Below are 26,081 nucleotides of genomic sequence, written 5' to 3'. Positions count from 1 at the left end.
TCAGGACCTTGGTCACCCGGCATCGGGGACGTTGGCCACTGCCGGAGGAGGCCGGGCCGGCGGATCGTGAAAGCGGAGGTGGAGTTATGTCGCTCGAAGTCAAGGACGTCATGGGCCGGGTGGCCATCGCCGTGCTGAAGGAGGCCTCCTTCGCCGAGATCGTGGAGGCCATGGAACGGTTCGCGGTGGGCGCGGTCACGGTGATCGACGCCTACAGACGGCCCGTGGGGGTCGTCTCCGAAGACGATCTCCTCCTCAAGGAGGCCGGCCCCGTCAGGCACGGGGTGCCGATCTTCGAGTCTCGCCGGTGGCAGCAGGAGCACCGGAAGGCCGCGGGCGTGACCGCCGTTCAGCTCATGACCTCCCCGGCGATCACTGTCACACCGGACACCTCCGTGCGGGACGCGGCCCGGCTGATGCACGCCGAGCGCGTCAAGCAGCTCCCCGTGATCGACATGAACACCGGACGCATCGTCGGCACCCTCCACCAGCGCGATGTGCTGCGCGTCTTCACCCGGCCTGCCGAGGAACTGGCAGCGGACGTCGGAGCCGTCCTGCCGGATCCCGAGGCGTTCACCGTCGGCATCCACCAGGGCGTGGTGACGATCAGCGGCGTGGTCGAGTGGAAATCCCAGGCCCTGGCGTTGACGGAGCAGATCCGGCTGATCGAGGGGGTCGTGGACGTGAGATCCGAGGTGACCTTCGACAAGGACGACCTCCTCATCGTCCAGGGGGCCTTCCGGGACGGCGGCTGAGGGACGAAGGTCCCGACGCCGCAGGCCGTACGGCACTGCCTCGAAGAGAGCGAAAACGGTGTGCTTGGGGTGTGACAAGGACGACCGATCCCCACCGAAAGGGGGCCGTCATGAACACCACCGTCAACAGGCCCGGCACGGACACCGGCACCGCCACCACCCGCCGTCCCGTCGACTACGTCTGGGCGATCGCCCGGATCTCGATCGGCTGGATCTTCCTGTGGGCGTTCCTGGACAAGACCTTCGGCTGGGGATTAGCCACCCCGGCCGCCCGCGCCTGGATCTCCGGCGGCAGCCCGACGACCGGGTTCCTCAAGGGCACCGGCGAGAACGCGCTGGGCGGCTTCTTCGGCTCGCTGGCCGGGCAGGCGTGGGTGGACTGGCTGTTCATGGCCGGTCTGCTGGGCATCGGCCTGGCGCTGGTCCTGGGCGTCGGCACCAGGATCGCGGCGGTCGCCGGCGGCCTGATGCTGGCTCTCATGTGGGCGGCCGAGCTGCCCCTGGCCAACAACCCGTTCATGGACGAGCACATCGTCTACGCAGTCGTCCTGGCCGGCCTCGCCCTCGCCGATGCGGGAACCACCCTCGGACTCGGCAACCTCCCCATCGTCCGGCACAACCCCTACCTCAAGTAACCGGCGACCTCCACGCCCACCCCTCGGAAGGGGTGGGCGTCGCGCTGCTCGTGCAGCGGTCGCGGAGCCCGATGGTCTCTCGCCTTCCCTGGAGGCGTGGTCCCGCCGGACGTGAGCTGGAGATGTGGGTACGAGGACCGGGGAAAGGGCGGCGACGAACAGAGCGGTCGTCATGGGAGTCGATGGTTCGCGGACCGCGTGGTCGGCGCTCGCCTGGGCCGCCGACGACGCCGGGACGCAGAGAGCTGCCGTTGCGCCCGCCGGGTTACGGGCCGTTGCCCGTTGACGAGGTCGCTGAGATCGGGCAGCACTTGGTGCTCTGGCGGGAGAAATACCCGGACATCGAGCTGATCGAGTCGATCGTCGATGAGCACCGCGTTCCGGCCCTGGCGGCGGCGCGTCGGGTTGCCCGCGGAGGCGGGGCTGGGTCCGGCCACCTTCTACGCGGACCTGGCCGTCCCGCACGAGCGCCGCCACGTGCGGGTCTGCGCCGCGACCAGGCGGCCGGACGGGTGCGACCGCACACACCGCCGATCCCGGCCTCCGGGCTGCGCCGCCGCTCGCCTTCAGTGAGAGGCGCCAATCGCGCTGAAGGCGAGCGCTGCCGGTGCCTGCCCGGCCTCAGCGGACAGGAGAGCCTTTCCCGTCACGTCTTTCCGGCGGTTGTTCGGCTCAGCTGCTGCCCGCCGGCCTTGTCGCTCGTGGTCCGAGGGCTTATGGCGGTGGTCAGGTTGCTTACCGTGCCGTTTTTGGTGATGGGAGAGCCGGTCCTGAGGTCGGTCAGGATGACCGGCTCGATCTCTTCCAGATAACCGTTCTGCAGCAACCAGCTGATCGGGACTTCGTCGCTTGTCTGAGGAGCTTCGGGAATGTATTTGCTGAGCACGTGATATTGCGTGCCGCCGCCTGGCTGCTCGAAGGCGGGCGCCGCCGGGCCCACGTCGACGCGGAACGACTTGAGCACCCGGAACGCATGATAATTGCACAGGTGCTCGGGATCCTGCGGGTTGGTGTTGAGATTCCGCGGTGGCAACGCGCGCCTGGTGTACAGGTCGCCCAGTGGCGCCAAGAATGACCCGGTGTAGCCGCCGAAACGGTCGATTCTCATGCCAGGCTGGAGAAATGTCGTCTTGAGCAGCAGTCTGCCGTTGGGGTAATCGCCGGAACGGGCGAATCCGGCGTCGGGCGGGAAACGATAGTTGTTCACGATGTAGTCCCAGTAACGCCCGAGGAAATGCTGGGGACTCAGACCGCCCAACGGCACGTAGCCGCGCAGGAGATTGCTGATGTAGCCGGTCTGGGGCAGGAGCGTCGGTCCCAGATCCGGGTCGCCGGTTATGTACGGTGATCCGCATACCTGGCCGCTGCTCTGCGTGATCCCGTTTTCGGTCTCGCTTTTGTCCGGAGGCGCCGTGGGGCGGAAGGCCATGGGTTGGACGAGTTGGGTTGCTGGCGGGGCGGCATTGTCAGCATGCGCGGCCACGCCGCTTTGGGTGCCGGCCAGCGCGCATATCGCGGCAGCCAGTACGGCGCTTCGTCGATGAAATCGCATAATTTATCCGTTGGTTGCACTTGGGAAGTGAAAAATAGATCACCGGCGGTGATCGGGTTCTACATTCCCAGTGCCGCCTGTGGCGCATCTTCGGCGTTATAAGGAAAAGGTAAAGATGTTGCGACAAAAGTGGTAAGGATTGTCATTCATTGAATTTATTGCCCATGTTGGTCTTTGTCGGATATGTGCCGATCTCGCGACGCCGTCGTGGGGGAGTTTGGCGGTCGAGATGGCGAAGGCGATCATGCCTAGGCTGTTGCGGTTGTTCATCGGGTTGGCGCCCGGGGGCGAATGGCCACTGGCGCGGGCGATCGTCGCTGCCGATGCTGCCGATCGACTTCGTCACCCAGGGCGAGTCGGCCTGTCCTTCGGCGAGGTCGCGCTTTAGGTGGATATCTAGGAAGGCCGACGTGTGGCCGAGCGCCACGTTGGCGCAGATCGCGGCCAGGTAGGCGAAGGAGAGCCATCAAGCGGCGCGGCTCGGCCCACTTGGCCACAAGCAGTTGATCTACGCTGTAAAGGGGCGCGCGATGTGGTTCCCCTTGATGCGGCCACACGGGGGTCACGCGCCGATGTGGCTGGACCATGCCGACGGTGGACTTCAGGATGCGAGAAGCCGAAGGAGGCGCGGACGACGATGACCTGGTGGACGATGGTCCGGTTCCTGCACGTGTTGTCCGCGGCGTTGTGGGTCGGCGGGCAGCTCACGGTGTCGCTGGTGGTGCTGCCCCTGGCCCGTCGCCTGCTGGAGGATCAACCGCGGGCCGACGTGCTGACTGCGGTCGGTCGCCGCTTCGGGATCATCACCGTGGCCGCGTTCTTGCCGGTCCAAATCGGCACCGGCGTCGCGCTCGCCTGGCGCAAGGGCGTCACCTGGTCCTCGCTCGCCGATCCCGGTTATGGCCGGATCCTGGCCGCCAAGCTGCTGCTCTTCTGCGCGGTCATGGCGGCCGCCGCTCTCCACGGCTGGGCCTCGAGCGCGGCCCGTCCCCGGCTGGCGCGGACCATGGCAGTGGCCTCACTGGTGGGGTCGCTCGGCGTCGTCCTGCTGGCCACCGCCCTGCCCGCGAGCTGAGCCGCACCTCGTGGACGGGTCACGCACTCGGTCCGGACTCGCCAGTCGGTCCTGCGGGCCGTTCTACCGGCCGCCGCAGTGGCTCTGTCCTCGCTGTCAGTGCTCAGCAGCGCCCGCCGGCTGCGCCGCCCGCTCTGCCGATGTCCCTTCCGGATGAGGTTGGCGGGAGGGACACGTGCCGGCCTGCGGCCCGTCATGTTGATCCGAACGGGTTCGGCTGAAGGTCATTCAGGTCTTGTTGTCGGTGAACCGCGTGCGCATGGTTGGCGGGTCCGCTCAGGTGAGGAGTTTCGCGAGCTGGGCCATCTCTGTTGGTGGGTCGATCACCGGCTGGATGAGCAGTTCGTCGATGCCGGCCTGTTCCAGGATGGTGATGCGGGCGCGGAGGCCGTTGTGGGTGCCGACCAAGGCCAGGGTGTCCATCAGTGAGGGCAGGATCAGGTCCCGGTCCTCCGGTGCGATGCGTTCGAGGTAGCTGGGGTAGAGCTTGGTGTGCCGGTCGGGTGCGGTGGCGGTGGTGCCGCGCCGGTCGAGGAGTCGCCGCACCGCCTCGCGTTCCTCGGGGCCGAGTTGGTCGGCGAAAGCGCGGGCGTCGGCGGCGGTGTCGGCGGCGAAGGCCAGCAGCGACAGGACGATGTGGCCCGTCGCGTCCCGGGCCGCGTCGCCGCGGGGGTCCTCGTCCTCGTCGAGTATGTGCAGCGCGGTGACCACGTAGGAGTCCATGCGGGAGTCGGGGTCGCGTGGCGTGTCGTGAGCGGCGTGGCGGCGGGCGTCATGAAGTGCTTGCCAGGCGGTGGGGTCCAGCAGGCCGAAGGAGATCAGGCCGGTGCTGCGGCGGCCGGCGACGGCGGCGGCCTTCGGTCCTAGCGCGGCCACGACGAACTCGATCGGGTCGGCCGTGTTCGCGTGCGCCCCGGTGTGCAGGAATCGGACGTTGCGGACTCGGTCGCCTTCGCGGTACTCGATGGTGCGTCCGGCGCACAGGTTCTGCAGTGCGGTGGTGAAGTTCTCCATCGTGGCCGCTGTGGTCGGCCGCATGCCCAGGGTGCGCCGGGCGGTGTTTCCGGTGCCGATTCCGCAGATGATCCGGCCTGGTGCCAGGGCGTTGAGGCTGGCGAACGCGCTCGCGGCGGCCGGGGCCGAGCGCAGCGCCGGTGAGGTCACGCCGATGCCGAGCCTGATGCGGCTGGTGGCCTTCGCGCACAGTGCCAGGGCGATGAAGGGGTCGCCGTGGACCATCGGGGTGTCGTTGAGCCAGAAACTGTGCAGGCCCAACTCCTCGGCCTGTACAGCGAGGTCCTCCACGCCGGTATGTGCGGTGACCACGACGCCTGCACGCATCAAAACCTCCAAGGCGCGAAGAATCGAACGTACTCAGCCTGACACCCGACGGTGGATCGAGCACGTCGAGGTCGATCGGACAGTCGGCACGGAGTGGTTGCGGGTGTCGTTCAGCGACATCGAAGGTGGAACCCGATAACTCAGCCTGAACATCGATAAAAGGTTCAACTGCAACCGGCAGCCGAACCGATGGCGCTCGCCGACCCGAACCCGAGGCGACGACACAGAACCTCGAGGGTACGCCCGCCGCCGTTACGTGTGAGCAGGCCAAGGGCGCGCCACTCGGCAGTCATGGGTCGACTGTTCGACACCGCCACCGCTGTGTCGGCCCGGCGGCCCGTAGAACGGCATCCGCTGCGGCCAGGCGGGCGTGACTGACGTCTGCTCAGGCACGCTGAAGTGATCATTCTGGCTTGTAGGCCCGCAGGCGGGCGGACAGGGCGGCGGCCTGCGTGCGGCGTTGCATGTTGAGCTTGGCCAGCAGGTTGGAGACGTAGTTCTTGACCGTCTTCTCGGCCAGGAACAGTCGTTCGCCGATCTGCCGGTTGGTCAGGCCTTCGCCGATCAGGTCGAGGATGTGGCGTTCCTGTTCCGTCAGCGCGGCGAGGGGGTCCTTGCGGGCGGCCTGGTCGCGCAGGCGTTGCAGCATGGCGGCGGTGGTCTGCGGGTCGAGCAGGGACTGGCCCGAGGCGACCGTGCGTACGGCGCCGACCAGGTCGGAGCCGTGGATCTGCTTGAGCACGTAGCCGGACGCCCCGGCCATCACCGCGTCGAACAGCGCGTCGTCGTCGGCGAACGACGTCAGCATCAGGCACGCCAGTCCGGGCACCCGGGAACGGACCTCTCGGCACACGTCGACGCCGTTGCCATCCGGTAACCGCACGTCCAGCACCGCGACGTCGGGCTTGAGCGCGGGGATGCGGGCGATGGCCGACTCGGCCGAGCCGGCCTCGCCGATGACCTCGATGTCGTCCTCGGAGTCCAGCAAGGCGGCGACCCCACGCCGTACGACCTCATGGTCGTCAAGGAGAAACACACGAATCATGCGCCCGACGCTAGTCACACGATCCACGATCACAAAGAGGCCAAAGTCCCTAGCCGGGCGCACCCGAGGCGCTCGATCGTCGAGGGTGGCGCACGCCATGCCGCGGTGGGCGTACGAGACCGGCCGCTACACCGAAGGGGCCGGGCGGCACCCGCTTCCGGGCTGGGCCTGTCACGTAGGCGACCTCCTCACGGGCTCATCGCACTGCGGCGGCGGAAGTCCAGAGAAGAAGCGCCAAGAAGGGACGTTGGACCCTATTCCTGGCCTCGCCCGTACAGCAGGCTGTCGCGGTGAACTACAGGACGACAGGCGGTCTGCTGGTCCCTGCCACCGTTCCCGGATGAGGGCGTGCGGCGTCTGGGCTCGTCATCGTCGTGCGGGTCCAGGCGGCTGGCGACGACGACGGCGACCGGCCGTTCGACGCCGCTCTCGTCCGTGAACCGGGTGGCCCTGACGTCGGAGGCCGGACTCCGTTTCCCCGTGGCGCCGCTATCCAAGGCGGCCTGGGGACCCCGGGAACGGAGGGTAGGAAGCGTTTTTGTGGGATGCCAGACTGATCGATATGGAAAGCGAGCACCGTCCGTTGATGCCGCACATGCGGCTCGATGAGCTGCTGGCCGAGCTGCAGGTAAGGCTCAACGCCGTGCTGGCCACCCGGGACCGGGTGCACGCGCTGCTCGAGGCCGTCGTGTCCGTGGGCAGCGACCTCGACCTGGAAACGGTGCTGCGGCGCATCGTGGAGACCGCGACCAAGCTGGTCGACGCCGGCTACGGCGCGCTCGGCGTGGTGGGCCAGGAGAACACCCTCATCCAGTTCATCCCGGTCGGGCTGAGCGAGGAGGAGATCGCTCGCATCGAGCACTGGCCGCATGGGCTCGGCCTGCTCGGGTTACTGATCAAGGACGCCCGGCCGCTGCGGCTGCGCCGCATCTCGGATCACCCGGAGTCGTACGGCTTCCCGGCCGGCCACCCGCCGATGGGCACCTTCCTCGGTGTCCCCGTACGGGTGCGCGACGAGGTGTTCGGCAACCTCTACCTGACCGAGAAGCGCGGCGGTGGCGAGTTCGACGAGGAGGACGAGGCGATCGTGATCGCGCTGGCCACCGCGGCCGGCGTCGCCGTCGAGAACGCCCGCCTGTACGAGGAGTCGCGGCGGCGCGAGACCTGGCTGCAGGCCTCTTCGGAGGTGACCACGAGCCTGCTGTCCGGCGCCGAACCGGGTCAGGTGCTCGCCGTGGTGGCCGCCCGCGCCCGCCAGATGAGTGACGCCGACCTCGTCCAGGTGCTGCTGCCGGACCCGGTCGGCGACTCGCTGCGTGCGCAGGTCGTGGAAGGAGAGGGCGCCGAGGAAGTGCTGGGAACCGCCTTCGAGATGTCGGCCACGCTCGCCGGCGACGTGTTCGCCCAGGGGGAGCCGCTGACCGACGCGGACCTGCAGAGCGCTCCCTACCTGGACTCGCCGCTGCGGCGGCTGGGCTACGGCCCCGGGCTCATGATCCCGCTCGGCGCCCCGCCAAAGGTACGCGGGGTGCTCGCGCTGGCCAAGCGGGACGGGCGGCTGCCGTTCAGCGCCGCGGACCGGCAGATGCTGCATGCCTTCGCGGGCCAGGCGGCGATCGCGCTGGAACTGGCCGAGGCACGCCGGGACGCGGAGCGGCTCGGCCTGCTGGAGGACCGCGACCGGATCGCCAAGGACCTGCACGATGTGGTGATCCAGCGGTTGTTCGCGACCGCGATGACGTTCATGAGCACGGTGCGGCTGGTGGACCATCCGGAGGCGGCCAAACGGCTGCAGCGCGGCATCGACGAGCTGGACGAGACGATCAGGCAGATCCGCTCGTCCATCTTCGCCCTCCAGGTCTCCCACGACCAGGCCGCGCCCAGCCTGCGGGGACAGATCGTGGACCTGGTGGAGGGCGCCGGAAGCCATCTGGGGTTCATGCCGGGCCTGCGGATGGAAGGTCAGATCGACACGCTGGTGCCCGAAGGCGTCGCCGAGCAGCTGCTGGCCGTCCTGCGCGAGGCCCTGTCCAATGTCGTACGCCACTCCCACGCCACCCGCGCCGACGTCTCGGCCGAGGTGGCGAGAGACGGCGTCACCCTCGTGGTCTCCGACAACGGCGTCGGCCTGGGGGAGGGCGGACGCCGAAGCGGCCTGCGCAACATCGAGGAACGGGCAGGCCGCCTGGGCGGCGCCGCCGAGCTGGAGAGCCCGGGCCCGGACGGGAAAGGCACGCGGCTACGCTGGCATGTCCCTCTGTGAGATCACTGGTGAGGTCGGTCGGATCGGATTGCCTTGGTGATGAGGGTGCGCACGGAGCGCAGGGCCTGCCTGAGTTCGGCCGGTTCGATGTCGGTGATGTCGGCGTCGAAGGTGAGGAGCAGTCCTGCCAGTCCTGGCCATGACCATGCGCCGAGGGTGAGCCGGCACGTGGTTTCGGTGACGTACCCGACTGTTGATCCGCCGGGGGCGAACCGGGCGACGGTGGAGGCGGGCAAGGCGAGGATGGCTGAGCCGCGGCATGGCCATTCGGCGGCGGCGTCTCCGCGGTCGTGTGCGGTCATGACGAAGGCGACGGGATCGCCGTGCGGGATGTCACGTCGGTCGAAGGGGGTGTGCGTGGGCATGTGTGGTTCGATGCGATCCATGCGCATCGCGCGCCAACGGTCCGCATCCGGGTCGAAGGCGACCAGGTACCAGCGTGCGGCCCAGACCACGAGGTCGTGCGGCTCCAGCGTGAGCGTGACGGGTTCGCCGTCACCGGTGCAGTCCACGCGAACGAGGTGCTGCCGGTTGATCGCGCTGCCGACGGCGCGGACGATCTCGGCGTCGATCGGTGGCGCGGGAAACTCCCAGTAGTTGCGGGCCGTAAGGACGGTGAACGCTTCGGCGTGCACGCGGCTGCGCGCGGGCATCGCCTGGTGCAGCGTGGCGAGAGCACGGGCAGCGTTCTCGCGGATGCCCGAGAGGACCGTCGGCACGGTCTGGAGCGCGACGGCCGTGGCGACGGCCTGGTCCTCATCGAAGACGACCGGCGGCAGGCGGGTAGCACGACCGAGCCGATATCCGCCACCCGCTCCGCGGACGGCCTCGATCTCGTACCCGAGGTCCCGGAGCGTATCGATATCGCGACGCACGGTTCTCACTGACATGCCGAGCCGGGTGGCGAGCTCCTCGGCGGTCAGGGTCGCACCGATCCCGAAGATGGACAGCAGCTTGAGCGTCCGCGCGGAGGTGGCAGCCATGATTGTCCGATTCTCCCACTGATAGCGGTCACTCGATGGCAACTACGCCCGCCATGGTGACCGGCATGACCGATTCACCGAGCCCCCGAGAGGGCACCCTCACCACTGACGCATCTCGGACGGGCGCGACCATGGCGCTGTTGGTGGTGCTCTTCGGTTCCTTCATGGACCTTCTCGACGCGACGATCGTCACCGTCGCGGCCCCGGCGATAGCCCAGGATCTGGGCGCCGGCGACGCTCAGATCCAGTGGACGATCGCCGCCTACACCCTCGCCCTGGGCGCGGGCCTGATCACCGGGGGACGGCTCGGTGATCAGTACGGCCGCAAGCGGCTGTTCATGATCGGGTTGGCCGGGTTCATGGTCACCTCGGCGCTGTGCGCGCTGGCCGTCGATCCGGGGATGCTCATCGGCATGCGGGCCGGGCAGGGACTGACCGCCGGGATCATGGTCCCGCAGGTGTTCGGGATCATCCGGGCGTCATTCGCTCCGGGAGAGCGTGCCAAGGCGTTCGGCGCCTACGGAGCGGTCCAGGGCCTCGCCTCGGTCGCCGGCCCGCTGCTGGGCGGGCTGCTCGTCGACATCGACCTGTTCAACCTGGGCTGGCGCACGATCTTCTGGATCAACGTGCCCGTCTCGATCCTGGCGCTCATCATCGGTGCGAAGGTCCTGCCGGAGTCCCGTTCCGCCTTGACCGCGCGACCGGACCTCCCCGGCGCGCTCCTCGCGGCCACGGGCATCCTTCTCCTGCTGCTGCCGATCATCCAGACCGGGACATGGGGATGGACCTGGGCCGGCTCCGTCCTCCTCGCAGCCGGAATCATCGTGCTCGCGATCTTCCTCGCCCACGAGCGCCGCCTCACCGGACGCGGAGACGAACCTGTCTTCGACCCGGCCCTGCTGAGAATCCGCGCCTTCGCAGTCGGCCTGAGCGCTTCGGTGCTCTTCTTCGGCGGCATCGGGTCGTACTTCCTCACCCTCTCGGTCTACCTCCAGAACGGAACCGGCCGAACCGCATGGGAGACCGGCCTGGTGATCCTCCCGTACGCGCTCGGCTCGATCATCACCTCCGGCCTCGGCGTCGCTCTCGCCACCAAGGCGGGCAGAACGCTCCTGATCGCCGGCTCGCTCACCATCGCGGCCTCTCAGCTCGTCCTGTGGTACATCGTCAAGGACGGCAACGATCCCGGATACTGGCCCCTCGCCCTCGCGCTCTTCATCGGTGGCCTCGGGCTCGGCCTCGCCGCACCCATTCTCGTCAACGTCGTCCTCGCCGGCGTCCCCGGACGCAACGCGGGCGCCGCGGGCGGGGTCCTCTCCACCGTCAACCAGATCGGCGGCGCCGTCGGCATCGCCGTGCTCGGCACGATCTTCTTCACCTCCGTCACCGGTTCAGCCACCGGAGCACCGGAACTGCCCGACTACGGTCACGCGCTCAGCATCGTCCTGATCGCCTCCGCCGCGCTTTACCTGATCACGGCGCTCGTGATGCTGGCACTCCCGAAAGCCGCGCATGCCACTGCCGGACCGAGGTGACCCAAACGCTCGGTCATGGACGCGGACGGCGGTAGCCCAGGCCGCATGACAACCGGTTACACCCGGGCGAGCCGGGCGGCCGTGATGGGACGCAGGCTGTCGAGGAGCGCGAACAGCTCCTGAGGGGTCATGGCTATGCCGGAAGCCTGAACCAGAGCGCTCCCGTGCCAGGCGAACGCCGTGACCTCCCCGCTCGAGTCCTCACGAATCCACCGGTCACCCCCTGACGGAGTGCAGGAGACGCCGTCTGTGCCCCATGTGAGGACAGGGAACGGCGAGCCGCACGCGGTCTTCGGCGTGGCGGCCGTGGCAGGACGGAGGAAAACCTGGACGTCCGTCCGGTCCGGGCGTGTGTACTCGAGCAGGATCGCCGTCCCGTCCTCCTCGCCGGTCCACAGCTCGGCTCGCCTGATGGAGTAGCCCGGCATCTTCGGTGCGAGCAGCGGGATGCCCGACCGCCGGAAGGCCAGGGCCTCCTGCCACTCGTTCAGCGGATCCCGCACCTGGCCCGAGATCACGGTCACCGACAACAGCACGCCGGTGACCGTGATCGCGACCCACCGGTCGCGGGCCCACCAGGCTGCCGCCACGTACCCGAGCAGCCCGGCGACGACCCACACCCCAGTGGTCCACATCTCGTCGAAGCCGAAGAGGTAGAAGTCGGGGATGACCTGCATCAGCGCCGATCCCAGCACGGGCGTCGCGATCGGCCCGGCGATCGCCACGGCACCCCAGCGCGGCATCCGCAGCAGCGCCGCGCCCGCCGCACCGATCGGGAAAGGAACCAAGAGCATCAGCGCACTGTTCAGCATCGTGCCGAGCTCGTGCTCCTGTGCGATCGTATCGGCGTAGATCAAGGCCACGACCGCCCCGACCATGAGCCCTATCACTGCGCCTTTCAGTGATCTCATAGCGCAGCATCACACCACGAAACGCGGACAACCCGCAGCCGCGCCTGCTGGGGCACTGTGGGACTGGGCCCACGACGCTGCGGTCTCGATCGCGTCACCTGGCGCGCACTCGCACGGTGGGCGAGCCGCTTGTCACACAGGTGATCAGGTCAGGATGGAGAATCGTTGATCAAGATCGAAGATCCTGAGGAGACGGAAGACGCGATCGGGAACATGGGACAGATGCAGCTGTCCGCCGACGTCTCGGGCCTTGGTATCGGCCCGGATGAGCGCTGTGAGTCCTGACGCGTCCATGAACGACACGTCGCCCAGGTCGACCTCGGTGGTCGAACTCGGGCCGTTCATCGTGCCGAAGAGCAGCTCCTGCAGAGGCAGCGCGGCAGCCAGGTCGACCTCTCCACTGACCATGATCTTCGCGGCGCCGTTCACCGCCTGCTCGGAAAGTTGGAAATGTTCCATATATAGGCCTGGATTGGCCTGTTTCCCGTTCATATCCGCCTCCAGCCGGATCCCCCTAGCTCCATGCTGTCGGGGCTCCGACGGCCGCAGTAGGGCCGAAAGTCCCGGTCCTGGTCCTCCGATGGTCCTCTGGCACGGCGGTTGACCAGGGCGGATGTGGACGACGAAGAGATCGTGGGCGATCCGGCCCGCGCTCACTTGGTCGCGTACGGCCTATGACCAAGCCGGTTGAGGGACGGCCAGGGCCCGGACCGCGTCCTCGTCGACCTCCACGCCCAGGCCGGGACCGGAGGGCACGTGAGCGGTGCCGTCGCTGATCACGACGTCTGGACCGCGTACGTAAGGTGATCGGACGAACTGGGGGCCGTTGAGGTCGGCCGGGTGGGTGATGCCGAACGCCGCGAACAGATGGAGGGAGGCCGCCAGGCCCAGGACGGAGTCCGTGAGACCGGAGCCGACGAGGCCGATGCCGCTGTCCTCGGCCAGAGAGCAGAGGCGGCGGGACAGCAGGAGGCCGCCGGTTCGCTGGACCTTGGCCACGGCCAGGTCGAGGGCGCCGAGACGGATGAAGGTGGCCAGGTCGGACGGGTGGACCAGGCTTTCGTCGAGGGCGATCGGGATCGGGCTCCGGTCGCGCAGCCGGCTCAGGCCGATCGGGTCGTTGGCCCGGAGCGGCTGTTCGAGCAGGCTGACCGCCAGCGGCTCGATGCGGCGTGCCAGGCGGAGAGCCTGGTCGAGGGTGTAGGCCTGGTTGGCGTCGATCCAGAGCGGCGCGTCGGGCGCGCGGGCGCGGACCGCTGCCACGCGTTCGGCGTCGTGTTCGGGCGAAGAGATGCCCACCTTCGTCTTGAACGCCCGATATCCGGCCGCCAGGCCCTCTTCCGTCTCCTTGGCCGCCGATTCGGGGTCGGCGCCCGACACGATCCAGGCCAGGGGGATCTCGTCAACCCGGCGCTGGCCCCAGAGCTCGCCGATGGAGACGCCCAGGGCCCGGCCGACGAGATCATGCAGGGCCACGTCGACCGCCGCCTTGGCCAATGGGGCACCGAGGGTGTATCCGGGACTGATGGCCCGCTCGAAGAGGCGGATCGCGCCGTCGAGGTCCCAGACCGGATGGCCGACCAGGGCGGGGGCCAGGTAACCGCGGATGGTCGAGACGATGCTCTCCGTCGTCTCGTAGGTCCAGGTCGGGGCCGGAGTGGCTTCGCCCCACCCGGCCAGGCCGTCCGCGCCGACGCGGACCAGGACGCGGGCATGCGCGCCGCCCGCACGGGTGACGGTGCCACCGGAGATCTTGAAGTCGCGGAGCGCGGGCAGGTGCAGGACGAAGCATTCGACCGAATCCACGGTCATTCTCGGGCCGGGCACTTTCCTCCTTCGAAAAGGAATGAATTCATTCCATGAAGTCGCACTTCAGAGGGGGTGATAGGCAGGAGGAAATCACGAAATAAACGGCTGGACAACTCTTGACCGTCTCTTTCTGCTCAGGCATGATTCCGGCCATGACACCGCCGATCGGATCAAATTCATTCTCTCAGGGAATGAAATCGGAAAAGGTGGCGGCCGCACTGCGGGAGCGGATCGCCGACGAGGGCTGGTCCGTCGGCAGCCGGCTGCCGACGGAGCGGGAGCTGGCCGCGACCTTCGGCGTCGGGGTCAACACCGTCCGGCGGGCGGTGGGGATCCTCGTGGACGAAGGCGTCGTGGTGCGGCGGCAGGGTTCGGGCACCTATGTGGCGAGCCGGCCCGCGCCGACGGGCCGCAGGCTCATCGGCGTGCTCGTCCCCTCGACCTCGTACTACTACCCGCGAGTCATCGAAGGCATCGAGCGGGCGCTGACCGCGGCCGGCGCCGGAGTCATTCTCGCCAGCTCCGAGAATCAACCCGGCCTGGAGCACGCCCAGACCCGCAGGCTTCTCGACAGCGGAGTCGAGGGGCTCATCCTCGTGCCGAACCTGAACGTCATGGACGACCCTCAGGCGCACATCGAGGCCCTGCGCAAACTGCCCGTCCCGTACGTGCTGGTCGAACGCCGTCCGACGGTGCTGGAGCCGGACGACCCGACCTCCTACGTCGTCACCAACCATGTCGGCGGCGTCCACGCCGCGGTCCGGCACCTGGTCGGGCTCGGCCACTCCAGGATCGGCTTCGTCGGGCGGGTCAGAACGGGGACGGCCGACGTCGTCACCGATGGATTCGAGCGCGCGATCCGGGCCTTGGGCGTCGAACGGGTCGCCGAGGCGGTCGTCAGGCGCACGGAGTGGCCGGCCGGGGAACTTTTCGCCTTCGCCCGGGACTGCCGCGACCACCGCGTGAGCGCCGTGTTCTGCCATGGCGACCGCGACGCCGCGTCGCTCGTCGTCCAGGCGCGCAGGCTCGGCCTGCGGGTGCCGGAGGACCTGGCGCTCGTCGCCTACGACGATGACGTCGTCGACCTGACCGACCCTCCGCTCACCGCGGTGGCCCCGCCGAAGCCGGAGGTCGGAGCGCTGGCCGCGGAGCTGCTCCTGCGCCGCATCGACGACCCCGCCGCCCCGGCCCACCGGATCGAACTGCAGCCCCGGCTGGTCGTGCGAGGGTCCTGCGGCGGGACCCCCACGACTTCTTAGCCACCCAGAACGACCTTTTCGTCGCCTCAGACGACGCGTCACCCCACGGAGAGCAGGTACCCCCATGCCTGAAAGAGAACGTTCCAAAATCGCCGCGCTCGGGACGGCCCTGATCCTGACCCTGACCACAACCGCGGCCTGCGGCGGAGGCGGCGACGAGACGGCCGGCGGCAAGGTCGCCCTGACGCTCGGCTACTACGCCGAAGTCGGCGGCCCCGCGGACGGCCTGATGCGCAAGCTGGTCGACCAGTTCACCAAGGCCAACCCCGGCATCGAGGTGAAGATCGAGTCCGCCGACTACGACCAGTTCTACAAGCGCCTGCGCACCCAGCTCGCCGGCGGCCGGGCACCCGACGTATGGCTGTCCGACGGCGTCCTCGTCCAGGAGTTCAGCGGCCGCAACAGCCTGCGCGACCTCACCGCGTACGCTTCCGATATCAACCCCGCCGACTACTACGGCATCGACATCATCAAGAAGGGCGACCCGCGGGGACGCCTGTTCGGCTTCCCGCAGGGCGCCCAGTCCACCGCGCTGTTCTACAACAAGGCGATCTTCGCCAAGGCCGGGGTGGAGCCGCCGACCGCGGACTGGACCTACGACGACCTCCTCGCCGCGGCCAAGAAGCTCACCCAGGACACCAACGGCGACGGCAAGACCGACATCTACGGCTTCCGCGCCTACTCGCCCAGTTTCGTGGAGAGCTGGTGGCCGATGGTGAAGGCCTTCGGCGGTGACGTCCTCGCCGACGACGGGCGGATCGCGATCGACAGCCCGCAGAGCCGCGACGCCCTCACCTGGATGAACAGGGCGATGCATGAGGAGAAGGTCGCCCCCGACCCGGTGACGACCGAGGCCCTGGGCAAGTCCCAGATCCTTTTCCCGAGCGGCATCGTGGCGATGCAGTTCGGCATCTACGCCCGGATCCAGACCGCGGCCCAGGGCAAGATCGACATGGGGGTCGTACCGCTGCCGAAGGGGCCGAACGGGCAGCGCGGCGACCTCGCCAACATCAACTCCTGGGTGGTCAACCGCGCCTCGTCCGAGCCCAAGGCCGCGGCCGCCTGGAAGTGGATCAAGTTCTTCGCCGGCGAGGGGCCGCAGGCCGCGTGGATGTCCACCGGTGAGGCCATCCCGATCAACAAGAAGGTCGCGCAGACCCCGGCGTTCCTCCACCCCGGCACGCCTCCCACCGACCGCAAGCCCTTCACCGACGCCCTCGCGGACGCCGATGACATCGGCCTGAGCCCGGTGTGGAGCGAGTACACCGGCGCGATCACCAAACAGGTCACCAGCGCGCTGTCGAAGCAGGCCGGGGTCGAGGACGCGCTGAAGACCGCGCAGACCGACGCCCAGGCTGTCGTCGACCGGTTCAAGCCGGCCGGATGACCCGGCACATCAAGGAACGGGAAGGGGGGCGAGAAGTGACGATCACGACCGGATCCGGAAAGATCGCCGAGAGGTTGTGGGCGAGCCTGTTCGCCTCCCCCTACCTGGCCCACCTCGTCCTGCTCACGGCCTGGCCCGTGCTGGCCCTGAGCTATCTCAGCTTCACCGACTACGACACCGTCTCCCCGCCGAACTGGATCGGCCTGGACAACTACGCCAGGCTGCTGAAGGACGAGCACTTCTGGAACAGCCTGCTCAACACGGGCCTGTTCGCTCTCCTGTACGTGCCGGCGCAGACGGTCCTGGCGCTGGTCCTGGCCGTCGGCCTCAACCAGCGGTTGACGTTCATGCCGTTGCTGCGCGGCGCCTATTTCGTCCCGGTCGTCTCGTCCTGGGTGGTCATCGCCTACGTCGCCGACGCGGTGTTCAACCCGCGCACCGGTTCGGCCAACACCGTCCTCGGCTGGTTCGGCGTCGACCCGCAGAACTGGCTCGACAGCCCCGCGCTGGTCATCCCGACCCTCGCCCTGGTGGCGGTCTGGAAGGGCGTCGGCTACATGATGGTGCTCTTCCTGGCCGGGTTGCAGTCCATTCCGAAGTCGCTGTACGAGGCCGCCGAGATGGACGGCGCCGGGCCCGTCCGCCGCTTCCGGCACATCACCGTGCCGGCCGTGTCCGGGACGACGTTCCTGGTCCTGGTGCTGTCGACGATCTCGGTCCTTCAGGCCTTCGAGCAGGTCTACGTCATGACGGGCGGCGGGCCGGGCGATGCCAGCGAGGTGACCGTCCTGTACATGTACCGGCAGGGCTTCGAGTACTTCCAGATGGGCTATGCGGCCGCCGTCGCCTGGGTGCTGTTCGGCATCACCCTCGTCCTCACCCTCGTCCAGCTCTGGCTGCAGCGGAAGTGGGTGCATTATGCCTAGCCGCGCGCTCAAGCGCCGGGTGCGGCCCGGCCGCCTGCCGGCCTACGTGCTCGTCGTCTCCGGCGCCGTGATCATGCTGCTGCCGTTCGTGACGTCCCTGTTCAACTCGCTCAAGTCCTACGCCGACTTCATCGCCATCCCGCCGACGCTGCTGCCCGACCCGCCGGTCTGGTCGAACTACACCGATGTGTGGGCCCGGGCCCCATTCGCGTCGTACGCGATCAACAGCTTCGTCATCGCGGGACTGGCGACGGCCGGAGCCGTGATCAGCAGTGCGATGGTCGGGCACGCGATGGCCCGCATGCGCCTGCCGCTGCGCAATGCTCTGCTGACCGCCGCGCTCGCCACGCTCATGCTGCCGACGGTGGTGACGATCATCCCGACGTTCATCATGTTCCGCGAATTCGGCTGGCTGGACACATTCCTGCCGCTGATCGTCCCGTTCTGGCTCGCCACCCCCTTCGGGATCTTCCTGATGCGTCAGGCGTTCCTGGCCATCCCCACCGACTTCATGGAGGCCGCCGCCCTCGACGGCGCCGGCCTCTGGAAGATCTTCACCCGGATCCACCTGCCGCTGGTGAAGCCGTCCCTGGCGACGCTCGCCGTCTTCACCTTCATGACGTCCTGGGGCGCGGTACTCGAACCGACGGTCTACCTGATCTCCCCGGAGAAGCTGACCCTCCCCATCGGGGTGATGGGCCTGCGCGGTCAGTTCGTCGGCAACGACCAACTGGTGACCGCCGGAGCCCTGATGTCGCTCGTCCCGATCCTCGTGGTCTTCATCGTCGCCCAGCGCTACTTCGTGCGCGGCGCGGCGGCCTCCGGTCTCAAGGGCTGACCTCTCCCAAGCCAAGGAGTTGTTTGTGCTTACCAACGAGCCCTCGTTCCGGCTCGGCCTCATCGGCACCGGCATCGTCGGCGACCTGCACCTGCGGGCCGCGCGGAACCTGCCCCAGGTCACGGTCGGCGCGGTCTGCGACATCCGCGCCGACGCCGCGCGGCGCGCGGCCGAGGAGGCGGGCGCCACCGCCTACACCTCGCACCGGGAGATGCTCGCCCGCGAGCGGCTGGACGGCGTGATCATCACCTCGCCGCACAACCTGCACGCCGAGATGACCGTGGACGCGGCCGGCGCGGGTGTGCACGTCCTGGTGGAGAAGCCGATGGCCACCACGGTCGCCGACTGCACCGCGATGATCGAAGCCTGCGAGGCCGCGGGGGTGACGCTCGCCGTCGGGCACGTGCTGCGCTTCAGCGCCCATGCCCGTCAGGTCGCGGCGCTCCTGGCCTCCGGTGAGCTCGGCCCGGTGCACGCGATCAGCCACCGCAGAACGGCCCATTACGAGCGTGGCTCGCGTCCCGACTGGTTCTTCGACCCGGTCGCGGCCGGCGGCGGCATCGTGATGAACGTCGGCACCCATGGTCTCGACCGCATCCAGTGGCTCGGCGCCGGCGAGATCGAGTCGGTCCACGCCCACCTGTGGAGGCGGCGCGGCCTGGACATCGAGACCGACGCGGTCGGCGTCATCGGCCTGTCGAGCGGCGTCAAGGCGAGCTTCCTGTTCACCAGCGCCGGCCTGCCCTACACCGACGAGACGCTCGTGATCTGCGAACGGGGCTCGCTGCGCTGGTCGGCCACCGAGGGCACCTTCGTCAGCGACGGCGGTGCCGAACGGCAGATCACGCCGGGCGGGGACCACCCGGAGGCGGCCTTCACCGAGCAGCTCGCCGACTTCGCAGATGCCTGCACGAGGGGCCGCCCGCCGCTGGTCGGGGGTGACTACGGCCGGTCCGTCGTGGCCGCGGTCCTGACGATCTATGAGTCGGCCGTCCGCGGCCGCCCGGAAACGGTCGGCTCCGCCTTGCTGAGGAACCCGGCATGAGCGGCCGCCTGGCCTTCAGCACCCTCGGCTGCCCCGGCGCGCCGGTCGAGCAGGTGATCGAGCTGGCACGCGAGCACGGCTGCGGAGGCCTCGAGCTCCGGTGTGCCACCGGCGAGATCCTGCCGCCCACGGCCACCGATGCCGAGGCCCGGACGGTCGGGGCCCGGTTCGCGGAAGCGGGCATCGAGATCATCTGCCTCGCCTCCTACGTGCGGGTCGGGATGCCGGGCGAGGGGGCCGCGCTCGCCCGGCATCTGGAGCTCGCGCGGCTGGCCGGCGCGTCGTTCGTACGGGTCTTCGGAGGAGACCCGGACGACCCCGGGGTGGCGGGCCGCGCCGTCACGACCCTGCGGGCCGAGGCCGGAAGCGCCGCACGGTCCGGGGTGCGGATCCTGCTCGAAACCCATGACGCCTTCCTCACCGGACGCGCCGTCGCCGACGTGCTCTCCCAGGTCGGCTCCCCGCACGTCGGAGCCCTCTGGGACGTCGTCAACCCGTGGCGTGCGGGTGAGCCCCCGGCCGTCACGGCCGAGGCGCTGCGCCCCTGGCTGGCCCACGTACAGGTGAAGGACGTCACCTCCACCACCGACCTCGCGCCCGTGCTGCCGGGCGCCGGAGCCGTGCCCCTCGACGCGTTCGCCGGGGAACTGGCCCGTCTCGGCTACGGCGGCTGGACCTGCCTGGAGTGGGAGGCCGCCTGGTACCCGCAGGCCGCGCCCCTGCATGAGGCCCTGTCCGCCTTCCGCTCGCTGATGTCGGAGGACATCCGATGATCGAGAACCTGAACGATCCGCTCGAAGCGCTCTCCACACCGTCCGAGGCCGTGGCCGACGGCCTCGCCCGCACCACGGGCGACCTGATGCTGCTGGGCGCCGGAGGCAAGATCGGCCCCGGCCTCGCGGTGATGGCCCGCCGGGCCCTCGACGCCCGCCGTTCCACCGCCCGGGTGATCGCCGTCGCGCGCACCCTCTCCGGCGAGGACGAGGCGTTCATGAAGCAGGCCGGAGTGGAGATCGTCCGGGCCGACCTGCTCGACGACGCCGACCTGGCCCGCCTGCCCGAGGCCGAGCGCGTCGTCTACCTGGCCGGACGCAAGTTCGGCACGCACGGCTCCGAACACGGCACGTGGGCGCTCAACACCTACCTGCCGGGACGCGTCATGCAGCGCTTCCCGGGATCCCGCGTCGTCGCCTTCTCCACCGGGAACGTCTACCCCCTCGTCCCGGTGGCCGGCGGCGGAGCCGACGAGGCCACCCCTTCGAGCCCGGCCGGTGAATACGCGCAGTCCTGCCTCGGCCGCGAACGCATCATCGAGCACTTCTCGCGCGTCCAGGGCACCCCGGCCGCCATCGTCCGCCTCAACTACGCCGTCGAGATGCGCTACGGCGTCCTGCTCGAACTGGCGCAGGCCGTCCACCGGGGCGAGCCGATCGACCTGGCGACGGGCAGCGTCAACGTCATCTGGCAGGGCGACGTCAACGCCATGACGCTGCGCCTCTTCGAGCACTGCGCCACCCCACCGCTGATCCTCAACATGGCCGGACCCGAGACCGCGTCGGTCCGCTGGCTGGCCGGACAGCTGGCCGCCCGCCTCGGGGTCACGCCGCGCTTCACCGGTGGCGAGGAACCGACGGCCCTGCTCTCCAACGCCGCACGCTCGCACGCCCTGTTCGGCTACCCGACCGTCCCGCTGATGCGCCTGCTCGACGCCACCGCCCGCTGGGTGGCCTCCGGGGGAGCGGTGCACGGCAAGGCCACCCACTTCCAAGAACGAGAAGGACGCTTCTGATGCCAGCCATCCTGGCGCCCTCCGCAGCAAGCACCCTGCTGGAAGGCGTCATCATCCCCGCGCACCCCCTCGTCATCACCGCCGACGGCACGCTCGACGAGCGCCGCCAGCGAGCGCTGACCCGGTACTACCTCGACGCCGGAGCGGGTGGCCTCGCCGTAGGCGTTCACACCACCCAGTTCGGCATCCGTGCGGCGGGTCTGCTGGAGCCGGTGTTGCGGCTGGCCGCGGACGAAGCCGCCACGGCCGGCACCCGGGCGAGCGGCCCGGCCCCGGTGCTGGTCGCGGGCGTGGCAGGCGGTACGGCGGAGGCCGTCCGCGAGGCCGAGCTGGCCGCCTCCCTGGGCTACGACCTGGCCATGGTCATCCTGCGCGGCCTGGACCACCTGCCCGATCACGAGCTCGTCGCCCACCTGGCCGAGATCGGTGAGGTGCTGCCGCTCTGCGGGTTCTACCTGCAGCCGGCCGTGGGCGGCCGCGTCCTCGGCGTGGACTTCTGGCGCCGGGCGGCCCAGCTCCCGGCGTTACGTGCGGTGAAGATCGCGCCGTTCGACCGCTACCGCACGATCGACGTGGTCCGGGCGGTCTGTGAGTCCGGCCGGGCCGAGGAGATCGCCCTGTACACCGGCAACGACGACAACATCCTGGTCGACCTGCTCACCGAGTTCTCGGTGGAGGTGGAAGGCAAGCCGGTGGTCAAGCGCATCGTCGGCGGGCTGCTCGGCCAGACGGCGGTGTGGACCCACCGGGCCGTGGAGCTGCTGCACCGCGCCCACGAGGCGGTCAGGAGCGGTCACGTGGACGCCGAGCTGCTCACGCTCGCCGCGCGGCTCACCGACGCCAACGGCGCGGTCTTCGACGTGGCGCACGGGTTCGCGGGCTGCATCGCCGGAGTGCACGAGGTGCTGCGCCGCCAGGGCCTGCTGGCCGAGGTACGGCTGCTCGACCCGGCCGAGGGCCTGTCGCCCGGCCAGGCCGAGGAGCTCGACCGCGTCATCGCCGCCTACCCCGAGCTGGTGGACGACGAGTTCGTCGCCCGGCACCGCGACGCGTGGCTGGAGGCGGCATGAAGAAGATCACCGCCTTACTGGCGGCGCTGATCGTGGCCTCGACGCCGCTTCAGGCGACGCCCGCCACCGCCGCCGCCGCCGACGGGCCCAACCTGGTGCCGAACCCCGGGTTCGAGACGACCACTCCCTCCACCGAAGCCTGCCCGGCACCCGCCTGGTGCACGCCGTGGCAGAGCTCCACCTACGCGATCGACTCCACGGTGGCCGCGGAGGGCGGCCGGTCGATGCGGATCGACGGCTCGCCGACCAGGAAGATCGGCGGGTACGTCACCGTCCCGCTCAACCAGACGACCACCCCCATCGTGCACATCTCCGCCAAGGTGAAGCTCGACGCGATCACCCTGGCCGACTACACCGACTTCCCCGGCGCGGCCCGCGTCTCGCTCAACTTCAGCTACGTCGACAGCGCGGGGACCACCGTCTACACCGGCTCCGGCCTGCTCGGCGGCATCCTCACCGGCACCAGGGACTGGAGCGCCGTGGAGGGCACCTTCAAGGTGCCGCCGCTGACCACGCGGGTCCAGATCATCAACACCGTGCAGACCTCCACGGGCACCATGTGGGTGGACGACGTGCGGGTGACGCCGGGATCGGCCTGGCTCTACCCCGAACGCGCCACCAAGAAGGCCGCGCCGGGCAGCGACGCCAGATTCCTGGTCACGGTCACCAACCGGCGCGCCGTGGCCGACACCCTGCGGCTCGCGGTGGACCGCGGCACGGTGAGCCCGGCGGTGACCGCGCCACTGAAGCCGGGGGAGTCCACCCTGGTCACGGTGACCGTTCCGGGCTCCGCCGTACTGACCGCCACGCCCAGTGGTGACGCGGCATTGGCACAGCGGGCCACGCTCACGGTGGAGGAGGCCACCGCCAAGGGCGGCGAACCTCGGGTCTACGCGACGCCCGCGGAGCTGGACACCCTGCGCGGGCGCATCTCGGGGTGGCCGTGGGCGGCCAAGGCCTTCGACACCACCGTCAAGGCGGAGGCCGACGCCTGGCTGGGCAGGCCGCTGGACAAGACGGTCTTCCACGGCGGCTGGAGCGGCAACTTCAAATGCCCCGGCACCAACACCATGCTGACCTTCGACTACGACAGCCCCACGAGCCATCGGTGCCCGCTCGACGGCAAGACCTACAGCGGCGAGCCGTACGACAGCGCATGGGTGGAGATCTGGCACAACAACGCCGCGCAGGGCGCTTCCGACCTGGCGCTCGCCTACCGGGTGACCGGCGGTGAGCAGTACGCGGCCAAAGCGCGTGACATCCTGCTCTACTACGCCGACCGGTTCCTGTCCGTGCCGCTCAACCCGCTCTACGGGCGCATCCACTACCAGTCGCTGGACGAGGCGGTCGCGGCCATCGGGCTGATCGACGCCTACGACCTGATCCGCGACGGCCTCACCGAGGCCGAGCGGGTGAACATCGAGGGCAATCTGCTGCGCCCGCTGGCCGAGCTGCTGATCTCCAGCCCGATGGCGACCTCCAACTTCCAGGCCTGGACGGCCGCGGCGGTGCACGGGGTCGGCGCGGCGATCGACGACGCCGGGCTGCGCGATGCCGCGCTGAAGGACACCGAGTTCCTGCTGGACAAGGCGATCGTGAGCGACGGCTGGTGGTGGGAGGGCTCGGCCAGCTACCACCTGTACGCGCTCCAGGCGCTCACCCAGGTCGCCATCTCGGCGCGGGAGAAGGATTACCCGCACGATCCACGCTTCAAGTCGATGTACACCACGCTCCTGCCGTACCTGTATCCGGACCTGACCGTCCCCGCGGCCGGTGACGGCGGCACCTGGGGACGGAGGTTCGGCCCCAACTTCACAATGTTCGCCGAATGGGCCTATGCCACCTACGACGACCCCGACTTCGCCGCCGGGCTCGGACTGGCCTACCACAATCTCGGCCAGCCGCGGGGCGACCGGTGGGCGCTGCGGTACGGCGCCGACGAGATCCCGAAGAGCCCAGGTGTACGGCAGCGCAGCACCACCTTCCGCGGCCTGGGCGAGACCGTGCTGCGCGGCGGCGAGCCGGCCAACCTCGTCCCCAACGGGGACTTCACGGAGGCGGCACTGGAGGACGCGGGCAAGCCGGCCTTCTGGGCGCTGACCGGGACCTGGAAGAAGGGCGCAGTGACGGGCCAGGCGACCCAGACCTTCCCGGTGGACGGCACTCGCCTGTCACACCTGCGGCTGTCGGTCCTGGGCCGCGGATCGGTCAAGCTGACCTTCCTCGACCGGAAGGGCAGGAAGATCAGCGCAACCGAGGGAGAGAAGGAGCTCCAGGTACCGGTCAAGGCGCGTGCCGTACGGCTGGCGATCGACGGCGGCTTCGAGCGGCTCGACCTGTGGCCGGCCGACCTGGCCCGGGACGGCGGCTTCGAGGACGGCGGCACGTCCTGGGCCCGCGAGGGCCGCACGGCGATCTCGCCGCTCGCCTATCGAGGCGGCTCGGCGGCGACGGCCACGCAAGGGCGCTGGAGCAGCGACATCCCGGTCACCGGCGGCCTCGTCGGCACCGTCGAGCTGAAGGCACGGGTCCAGGGGATCGGCCGGATCGAGCTGTCGTTCGTGAAGAAGGACGGCACGACCACCGAGCCCGTCTCCACAGCTTTCGCAGGCACCTGGAAGGCCGCCGGGGTGCACGGCGCGGTTCCGCGTGAGGCGGTCGCGGCGCGGGTGTCACTCGTCTCGGACCGGGGCGCAGGCTTCTTCGACGACGTCGCCCTGCTGTACGGCTCGGCGGTGGACCCCTTCCAGGCCGACGCGATCAGGATGGACCACGGCATCCCGGGCGGCAGCCACGGCCACGCCGACAAGCTGCACGTCGACGTGACCGGCGGCGGGCTGCAGTCGACCGATCTCGGCATGGTCTACGGCTCCGACAACGCCGACCTGACCAACAACTGGTACCGCGAGAGCGTCTCGCACAACACGGTCGTCGTGGACGGCCGAAGCCAGGACCGCACCATGCGCGGCTCGCTGAACTTCTTCGGCACCACCCCCGGGCTGCGGGTGGCCGACGCCGGAGCCAAGGACGGGGACGTGGCCATCCGCCGCGCGGACCTGATGACCGACCGCTACACACTCGACGTGTTCGACGCCTCGGGGACCACCGCGCACCGCTACGACCAGTCGTGGCACGGGCAGGGGACGCTGGAGGTGAGCGGGCCCGCCATGACGCCGCCGCCCTGCGGCGACTGCGTGCTCGACCCGGCCGACACCGACTTCGGCTACCACCGGCTTAAGCGGGTCGCCGAGGGCACGGCGGCGGACGGGCGGTGGCAGGCGCAGTGGACCTCCGACACGGCGGTGCTCTCGCTGCGGTCGCTGGAGCCGGCCTCGACCGGGGTCCTGCACACCAGCGGGCCGGGCGAGGCCACCACCGGCAAGCCCATCCCGTTCCTGCTGGCCAGACGGGAAGGGACGGCGCGGACGCGGTTCACCACGCTGATCGAGACCCGCTCACTGGCGGATCGGCCGGCCGTGAGCGAGGCCCGGCGAATCGCCGACGGGCACGTGCGGGTCGACCTGACCGCCGGCCTCCGCGACGACGTGCTCTTCGACTCCGGCTACGCGCTGCTCAGACGGGCCGCGAACGGCGCACCGGTCAGCGTGGACCTGATGCGCCGCGCCACGGTCTCCGTGGACGGCGTCGACTGGGTCAAGGTCTCGCAGCCGATCGAGCGGGCGTCGGTGGCCTACGCCGGGTCCGAGCTGCGGCTGACCGTGCCGCGCGGAGCGACCGGGCGGTATGAGATCTCGGTCCACGCGCCAGGTGTACGAGATGTCACTTTGAATGGACAGTCCGTGAAATTCGTCCGATCCGGCGACAGGGTCACCGTCGCCGTCACGGTCTCCTAGGAGCTCGCG

Annotated in this window: 23 protein-coding genes; 15 read left to right on the top strand and 8 right to left on the bottom strand. The window is 69.5% G+C overall.

The genetic code is table 11. From position 1 onward, the window contains the following. Positions 1–86: 86 nt before the first annotated feature. The 3 genes from ACWDRB_RS41130 (at position 87) to ACWDRB_RS41120 (ending at position 1,963) form a co-directional block, all read left to right on the top strand. Positions 87–755, top strand: a complete 669-nt coding sequence (locus tag ACWDRB_RS41130) for a CBS domain-containing protein (protein ID WP_449903233.1) — start codon at positions 87–89, stop codon at positions 753–755. A gap of 110 nt (positions 756–865) precedes the next feature. Continuing rightward, on the top strand, positions 866–1,390 hold the full coding sequence (locus tag ACWDRB_RS41125; protein ID WP_449903230.1) for a DoxX family protein: 525 nt from the start codon (positions 866–868) through the stop codon (positions 1,388–1,390). Positions 1,391–1,756: 366 nt separating this feature from the next. Next, complete coding sequence (locus ACWDRB_RS41120; RefSeq protein WP_449903227.1) at positions 1,757–1,963, top strand: hypothetical protein; 207 nt, start codon at positions 1,757–1,759, stop codon at positions 1,961–1,963. Between the two features lie 73 nt (positions 1,964–2,036). Here the strand turns inward: ACWDRB_RS41120 and ACWDRB_RS41115 are convergent, their stop codons facing one another. Together ACWDRB_RS41115 and ACWDRB_RS41110 are read right to left on the bottom strand one after the other, a co-directional pair. Further along, a complete protein-coding gene (locus ACWDRB_RS41115) occupies positions 2,037–2,942 on the bottom strand; it encodes a TNT domain-containing protein (protein WP_449903225.1) in 906 nt (301 codons plus the stop codon). A 142-nt stretch (positions 2,943–3,084) separates the two neighbouring features. Further along, a complete protein-coding gene (locus ACWDRB_RS41110) occupies positions 3,085–3,369 on the bottom strand; it encodes a hypothetical protein (RefSeq protein WP_449903223.1) in 285 nt (94 codons plus the stop codon). 210 nt (positions 3,370–3,579) lie between these two features. On the opposite strand from ACWDRB_RS41110, the gene ACWDRB_RS41105 reads away from it, so the two are divergent. Then, positions 3,580–4,017, top strand: coding sequence for a hypothetical protein (locus tag ACWDRB_RS41105; RefSeq protein ID WP_449903220.1), 438 nt, complete (start codon positions 3,580–3,582; stop codon positions 4,015–4,017). A gap of 276 nt (positions 4,018–4,293) precedes the next feature. On the opposite strand, the gene ACWDRB_RS41100 is transcribed toward ACWDRB_RS41105, so the two are convergent. Both ACWDRB_RS41100 and ACWDRB_RS41095 read right to left on the bottom strand, forming a co-directional pair. After that, positions 4,294–5,358: an LLM class flavin-dependent oxidoreductase gene (locus tag ACWDRB_RS41100; RefSeq protein WP_449903218.1), complete on the bottom strand. Its 1,065-nt coding sequence runs from the start codon at positions 5,356–5,358 to the stop codon at positions 4,294–4,296. Positions 5,359–5,761: 403 nt separating this feature from the next. After that, positions 5,762–6,403: a response regulator transcription factor gene (locus ACWDRB_RS41095; RefSeq protein WP_350735980.1), complete on the bottom strand. Its 642-nt coding sequence runs from the start codon at positions 6,401–6,403 to the stop codon at positions 5,762–5,764. Between the two features lie 562 nt (positions 6,404–6,965). On the opposite strand from ACWDRB_RS41095, the gene ACWDRB_RS41090 reads away from it, so the two are divergent. Next, entirely contained in the window at positions 6,966–8,666 is a 1,701-nt protein-coding gene (locus tag ACWDRB_RS41090) for a sensor histidine kinase (protein WP_449903215.1), read from the top strand. A gap of 2 nt (positions 8,667–8,668) precedes the next feature. On the opposite strand, the gene ACWDRB_RS41085 is transcribed toward ACWDRB_RS41090, so the two are convergent. Next, a complete protein-coding gene (locus tag ACWDRB_RS41085; RefSeq protein WP_449903213.1) occupies positions 8,669–9,649 on the bottom strand; it encodes a helix-turn-helix transcriptional regulator in 981 nt (326 codons plus the stop codon). Positions 9,650–9,714: 65 nt separating this feature from the next. On the opposite strand from ACWDRB_RS41085, the gene ACWDRB_RS41080 reads away from it, so the two are divergent. Then, positions 9,715–11,184 carry an MFS transporter gene (locus ACWDRB_RS41080; protein WP_449903210.1) on the top strand — a complete coding sequence of 490 codons (1,470 nt, stop codon included), beginning with the start codon at positions 9,715–9,717 and terminating at the stop codon, positions 11,182–11,184. Positions 11,185–11,240: 56 nt separating this feature from the next. Here ACWDRB_RS41080 and ACWDRB_RS41075 read toward each other — a convergent pair whose 3' ends face one another. The 3 genes from ACWDRB_RS41075 to ACWDRB_RS41065 form a co-directional block, all read right to left on the bottom strand. Further along, complete coding sequence (locus tag ACWDRB_RS41075; protein WP_449903208.1) at positions 11,241–12,095, bottom strand: hypothetical protein; 855 nt, start codon at positions 12,093–12,095, stop codon at positions 11,241–11,243. Between the two features lie 144 nt (positions 12,096–12,239). Further along, positions 12,240–12,587: an STAS domain-containing protein gene (locus tag ACWDRB_RS41070; protein ID WP_449903205.1), complete on the bottom strand. Its 348-nt coding sequence runs from the start codon at positions 12,585–12,587 to the stop codon at positions 12,240–12,242. Between the two features lie 180 nt (positions 12,588–12,767). Next, positions 12,768–13,907 (bottom strand): mandelate racemase/muconate lactonizing enzyme family protein, encoded by a 1,140-nt coding sequence (locus tag ACWDRB_RS41065; RefSeq protein ID WP_449903202.1) that lies wholly within the window; start codon positions 13,905–13,907, stop codon positions 12,768–12,770. A 188-nt stretch (positions 13,908–14,095) separates the two neighbouring features. Between ACWDRB_RS41065 and ACWDRB_RS41060 the strand changes: the two genes are divergently transcribed. The 9 genes from ACWDRB_RS41060 to ACWDRB_RS41020 all read left to right on the top strand — a co-directional run bounded on the left by ACWDRB_RS41060 (position 14,096) and on the right by ACWDRB_RS41020 (position 26,072). After that, positions 14,096–15,163, top strand: a complete 1,068-nt coding sequence (locus tag ACWDRB_RS41060; protein WP_449903200.1) for a GntR family transcriptional regulator — start codon at positions 14,096–14,098, stop codon at positions 15,161–15,163. A 64-nt stretch (positions 15,164–15,227) separates the two neighbouring features. Further along, entirely contained in the window at positions 15,228–16,550 is a 1,323-nt protein-coding gene (locus ACWDRB_RS41055; protein ID WP_449903197.1) for an ABC transporter substrate-binding protein, read from the top strand. A gap of 35 nt (positions 16,551–16,585) precedes the next feature. Beyond that, on the top strand, positions 16,586–17,476 hold the full coding sequence (locus ACWDRB_RS41050) for a carbohydrate ABC transporter permease (protein ID WP_449903195.1): 891 nt from the start codon (positions 16,586–16,588) through the stop codon (positions 17,474–17,476). Further along, positions 17,469–18,314, top strand: coding sequence for a carbohydrate ABC transporter permease (locus ACWDRB_RS41045; protein ID WP_449903192.1), 846 nt, complete (start codon positions 17,469–17,471; stop codon positions 18,312–18,314). The genes ACWDRB_RS41050 and ACWDRB_RS41045 overlap by 8 nt, the downstream gene beginning before the upstream one ends. 25 nt (positions 18,315–18,339) lie before the next feature. After that, a complete protein-coding gene (locus ACWDRB_RS41040) occupies positions 18,340–19,359 on the top strand; it encodes a Gfo/Idh/MocA family protein (protein ID WP_449903190.1) in 1,020 nt (339 codons plus the stop codon). Then, on the top strand, positions 19,356–20,132 hold the full coding sequence (locus ACWDRB_RS41035; protein WP_449903187.1) for a sugar phosphate isomerase/epimerase family protein: 777 nt from the start codon (positions 19,356–19,358) through the stop codon (positions 20,130–20,132). The genes ACWDRB_RS41040 and ACWDRB_RS41035 overlap by 4 nt, the downstream gene beginning before the upstream one ends. Next, positions 20,129–21,148, top strand: coding sequence for an NAD-dependent epimerase/dehydratase family protein (locus tag ACWDRB_RS41030; RefSeq protein ID WP_449903184.1), 1,020 nt, complete (start codon positions 20,129–20,131; stop codon positions 21,146–21,148). The genes ACWDRB_RS41035 and ACWDRB_RS41030 overlap by 4 nt, the downstream gene beginning before the upstream one ends. Continuing rightward, complete coding sequence (locus tag ACWDRB_RS41025; RefSeq protein ID WP_449903182.1) at positions 21,148–22,218, top strand: dihydrodipicolinate synthase family protein; 1,071 nt, start codon at positions 21,148–21,150, stop codon at positions 22,216–22,218. The genes ACWDRB_RS41030 and ACWDRB_RS41025 overlap by 1 nt, the downstream gene beginning before the upstream one ends. Continuing rightward, positions 22,215–26,072 carry an alginate lyase family protein gene (locus tag ACWDRB_RS41020; RefSeq protein ID WP_449903180.1) on the top strand — a complete coding sequence of 1,286 codons (3,858 nt, stop codon included), beginning with the start codon at positions 22,215–22,217 and terminating at the stop codon, positions 26,070–26,072. The genes ACWDRB_RS41025 and ACWDRB_RS41020 overlap by 4 nt, the downstream gene beginning before the upstream one ends. Positions 26,073–26,081: the final 9 nt, after the last annotated feature.

This window comes from Nonomuraea sp. NPDC003707 (assembly GCF_053587055.1).
This window is presented reverse-complemented; position numbering and strand designations above follow the sequence as displayed.

Bases quoted from the DNA above. Each gene is read 5' to 3' on its own strand.
- ACWDRB_RS41130 (WP_449903233.1), top strand. From the start codon at position 87: ATGTCGCTCGAAGTCAAGGACGTCATGGGCCGGGTGGCCATCGCCGTG.
- ACWDRB_RS41125 (WP_449903230.1), top strand. From the start codon at position 866: ATGAACACCACCGTCAACAGGCCCGGCACGGACACCGGCACCGCCACC.
- ACWDRB_RS41120 (WP_449903227.1), top strand. From the start codon at position 1,757: ATGAGCACCGCGTTCCGGCCCTGGCGGCGGCGCGTCGGGTTGCCCGCG.
- ACWDRB_RS41115 (WP_449903225.1), bottom strand. From the start codon at position 2,942: ATGCGATTTCATCGACGAAGCGCCGTACTGGCTGCCGCGATATGCGCG.
- ACWDRB_RS41105 (WP_449903220.1), top strand. From the start codon at position 3,580: ATGACCTGGTGGACGATGGTCCGGTTCCTGCACGTGTTGTCCGCGGCG.
- ACWDRB_RS41100 (WP_449903218.1), bottom strand. From the start codon at position 5,358: ATGCGTGCAGGCGTCGTGGTCACCGCACATACCGGCGTGGAGGACCTC.
- ACWDRB_RS41095 (WP_350735980.1), bottom strand. From the start codon at position 6,403: ATGATTCGTGTGTTTCTCCTTGACGACCATGAGGTCGTACGGCGTGGG.
- ACWDRB_RS41090 (WP_449903215.1), top strand. From the start codon at position 6,966: ATGGAAAGCGAGCACCGTCCGTTGATGCCGCACATGCGGCTCGATGAG.
- ACWDRB_RS41085 (WP_449903213.1), bottom strand. From the start codon at position 9,649: ATGGCTGCCACCTCCGCGCGGACGCTCAAGCTGCTGTCCATCTTCGGG.
- ACWDRB_RS41080 (WP_449903210.1), top strand. From the start codon at position 9,715: ATGACCGATTCACCGAGCCCCCGAGAGGGCACCCTCACCACTGACGCA.
- ACWDRB_RS41075 (WP_449903208.1), bottom strand. From the start codon at position 12,095: ATGAGATCACTGAAAGGCGCAGTGATAGGGCTCATGGTCGGGGCGGTC.
- ACWDRB_RS41070 (WP_449903205.1), bottom strand. From the start codon at position 12,587: ATGAACGGGAAACAGGCCAATCCAGGCCTATATATGGAACATTTCCAA.
- ACWDRB_RS41065 (WP_449903202.1), bottom strand. From the start codon at position 13,907: ATGACCGTGGATTCGGTCGAATGCTTCGTCCTGCACCTGCCCGCGCTC.
- ACWDRB_RS41060 (WP_449903200.1), top strand. From the start codon at position 14,096: ATGAAATCGGAAAAGGTGGCGGCCGCACTGCGGGAGCGGATCGCCGAC.
- ACWDRB_RS41055 (WP_449903197.1), top strand. From the start codon at position 15,228: ATGCCTGAAAGAGAACGTTCCAAAATCGCCGCGCTCGGGACGGCCCTG.
- ACWDRB_RS41045 (WP_449903192.1), top strand. From the start codon at position 17,469: ATGCCTAGCCGCGCGCTCAAGCGCCGGGTGCGGCCCGGCCGCCTGCCG.
- ACWDRB_RS41035 (WP_449903187.1), top strand. From the start codon at position 19,356: ATGAGCGGCCGCCTGGCCTTCAGCACCCTCGGCTGCCCCGGCGCGCCG.
- ACWDRB_RS41030 (WP_449903184.1), top strand. From the start codon at position 20,129: ATGATCGAGAACCTGAACGATCCGCTCGAAGCGCTCTCCACACCGTCC.
- ACWDRB_RS41025 (WP_449903182.1), top strand. From the start codon at position 21,148: ATGCCAGCCATCCTGGCGCCCTCCGCAGCAAGCACCCTGCTGGAAGGC.
- ACWDRB_RS41020 (WP_449903180.1), top strand. From the start codon at position 22,215: ATGAAGAAGATCACCGCCTTACTGGCGGCGCTGATCGTGGCCTCGACG.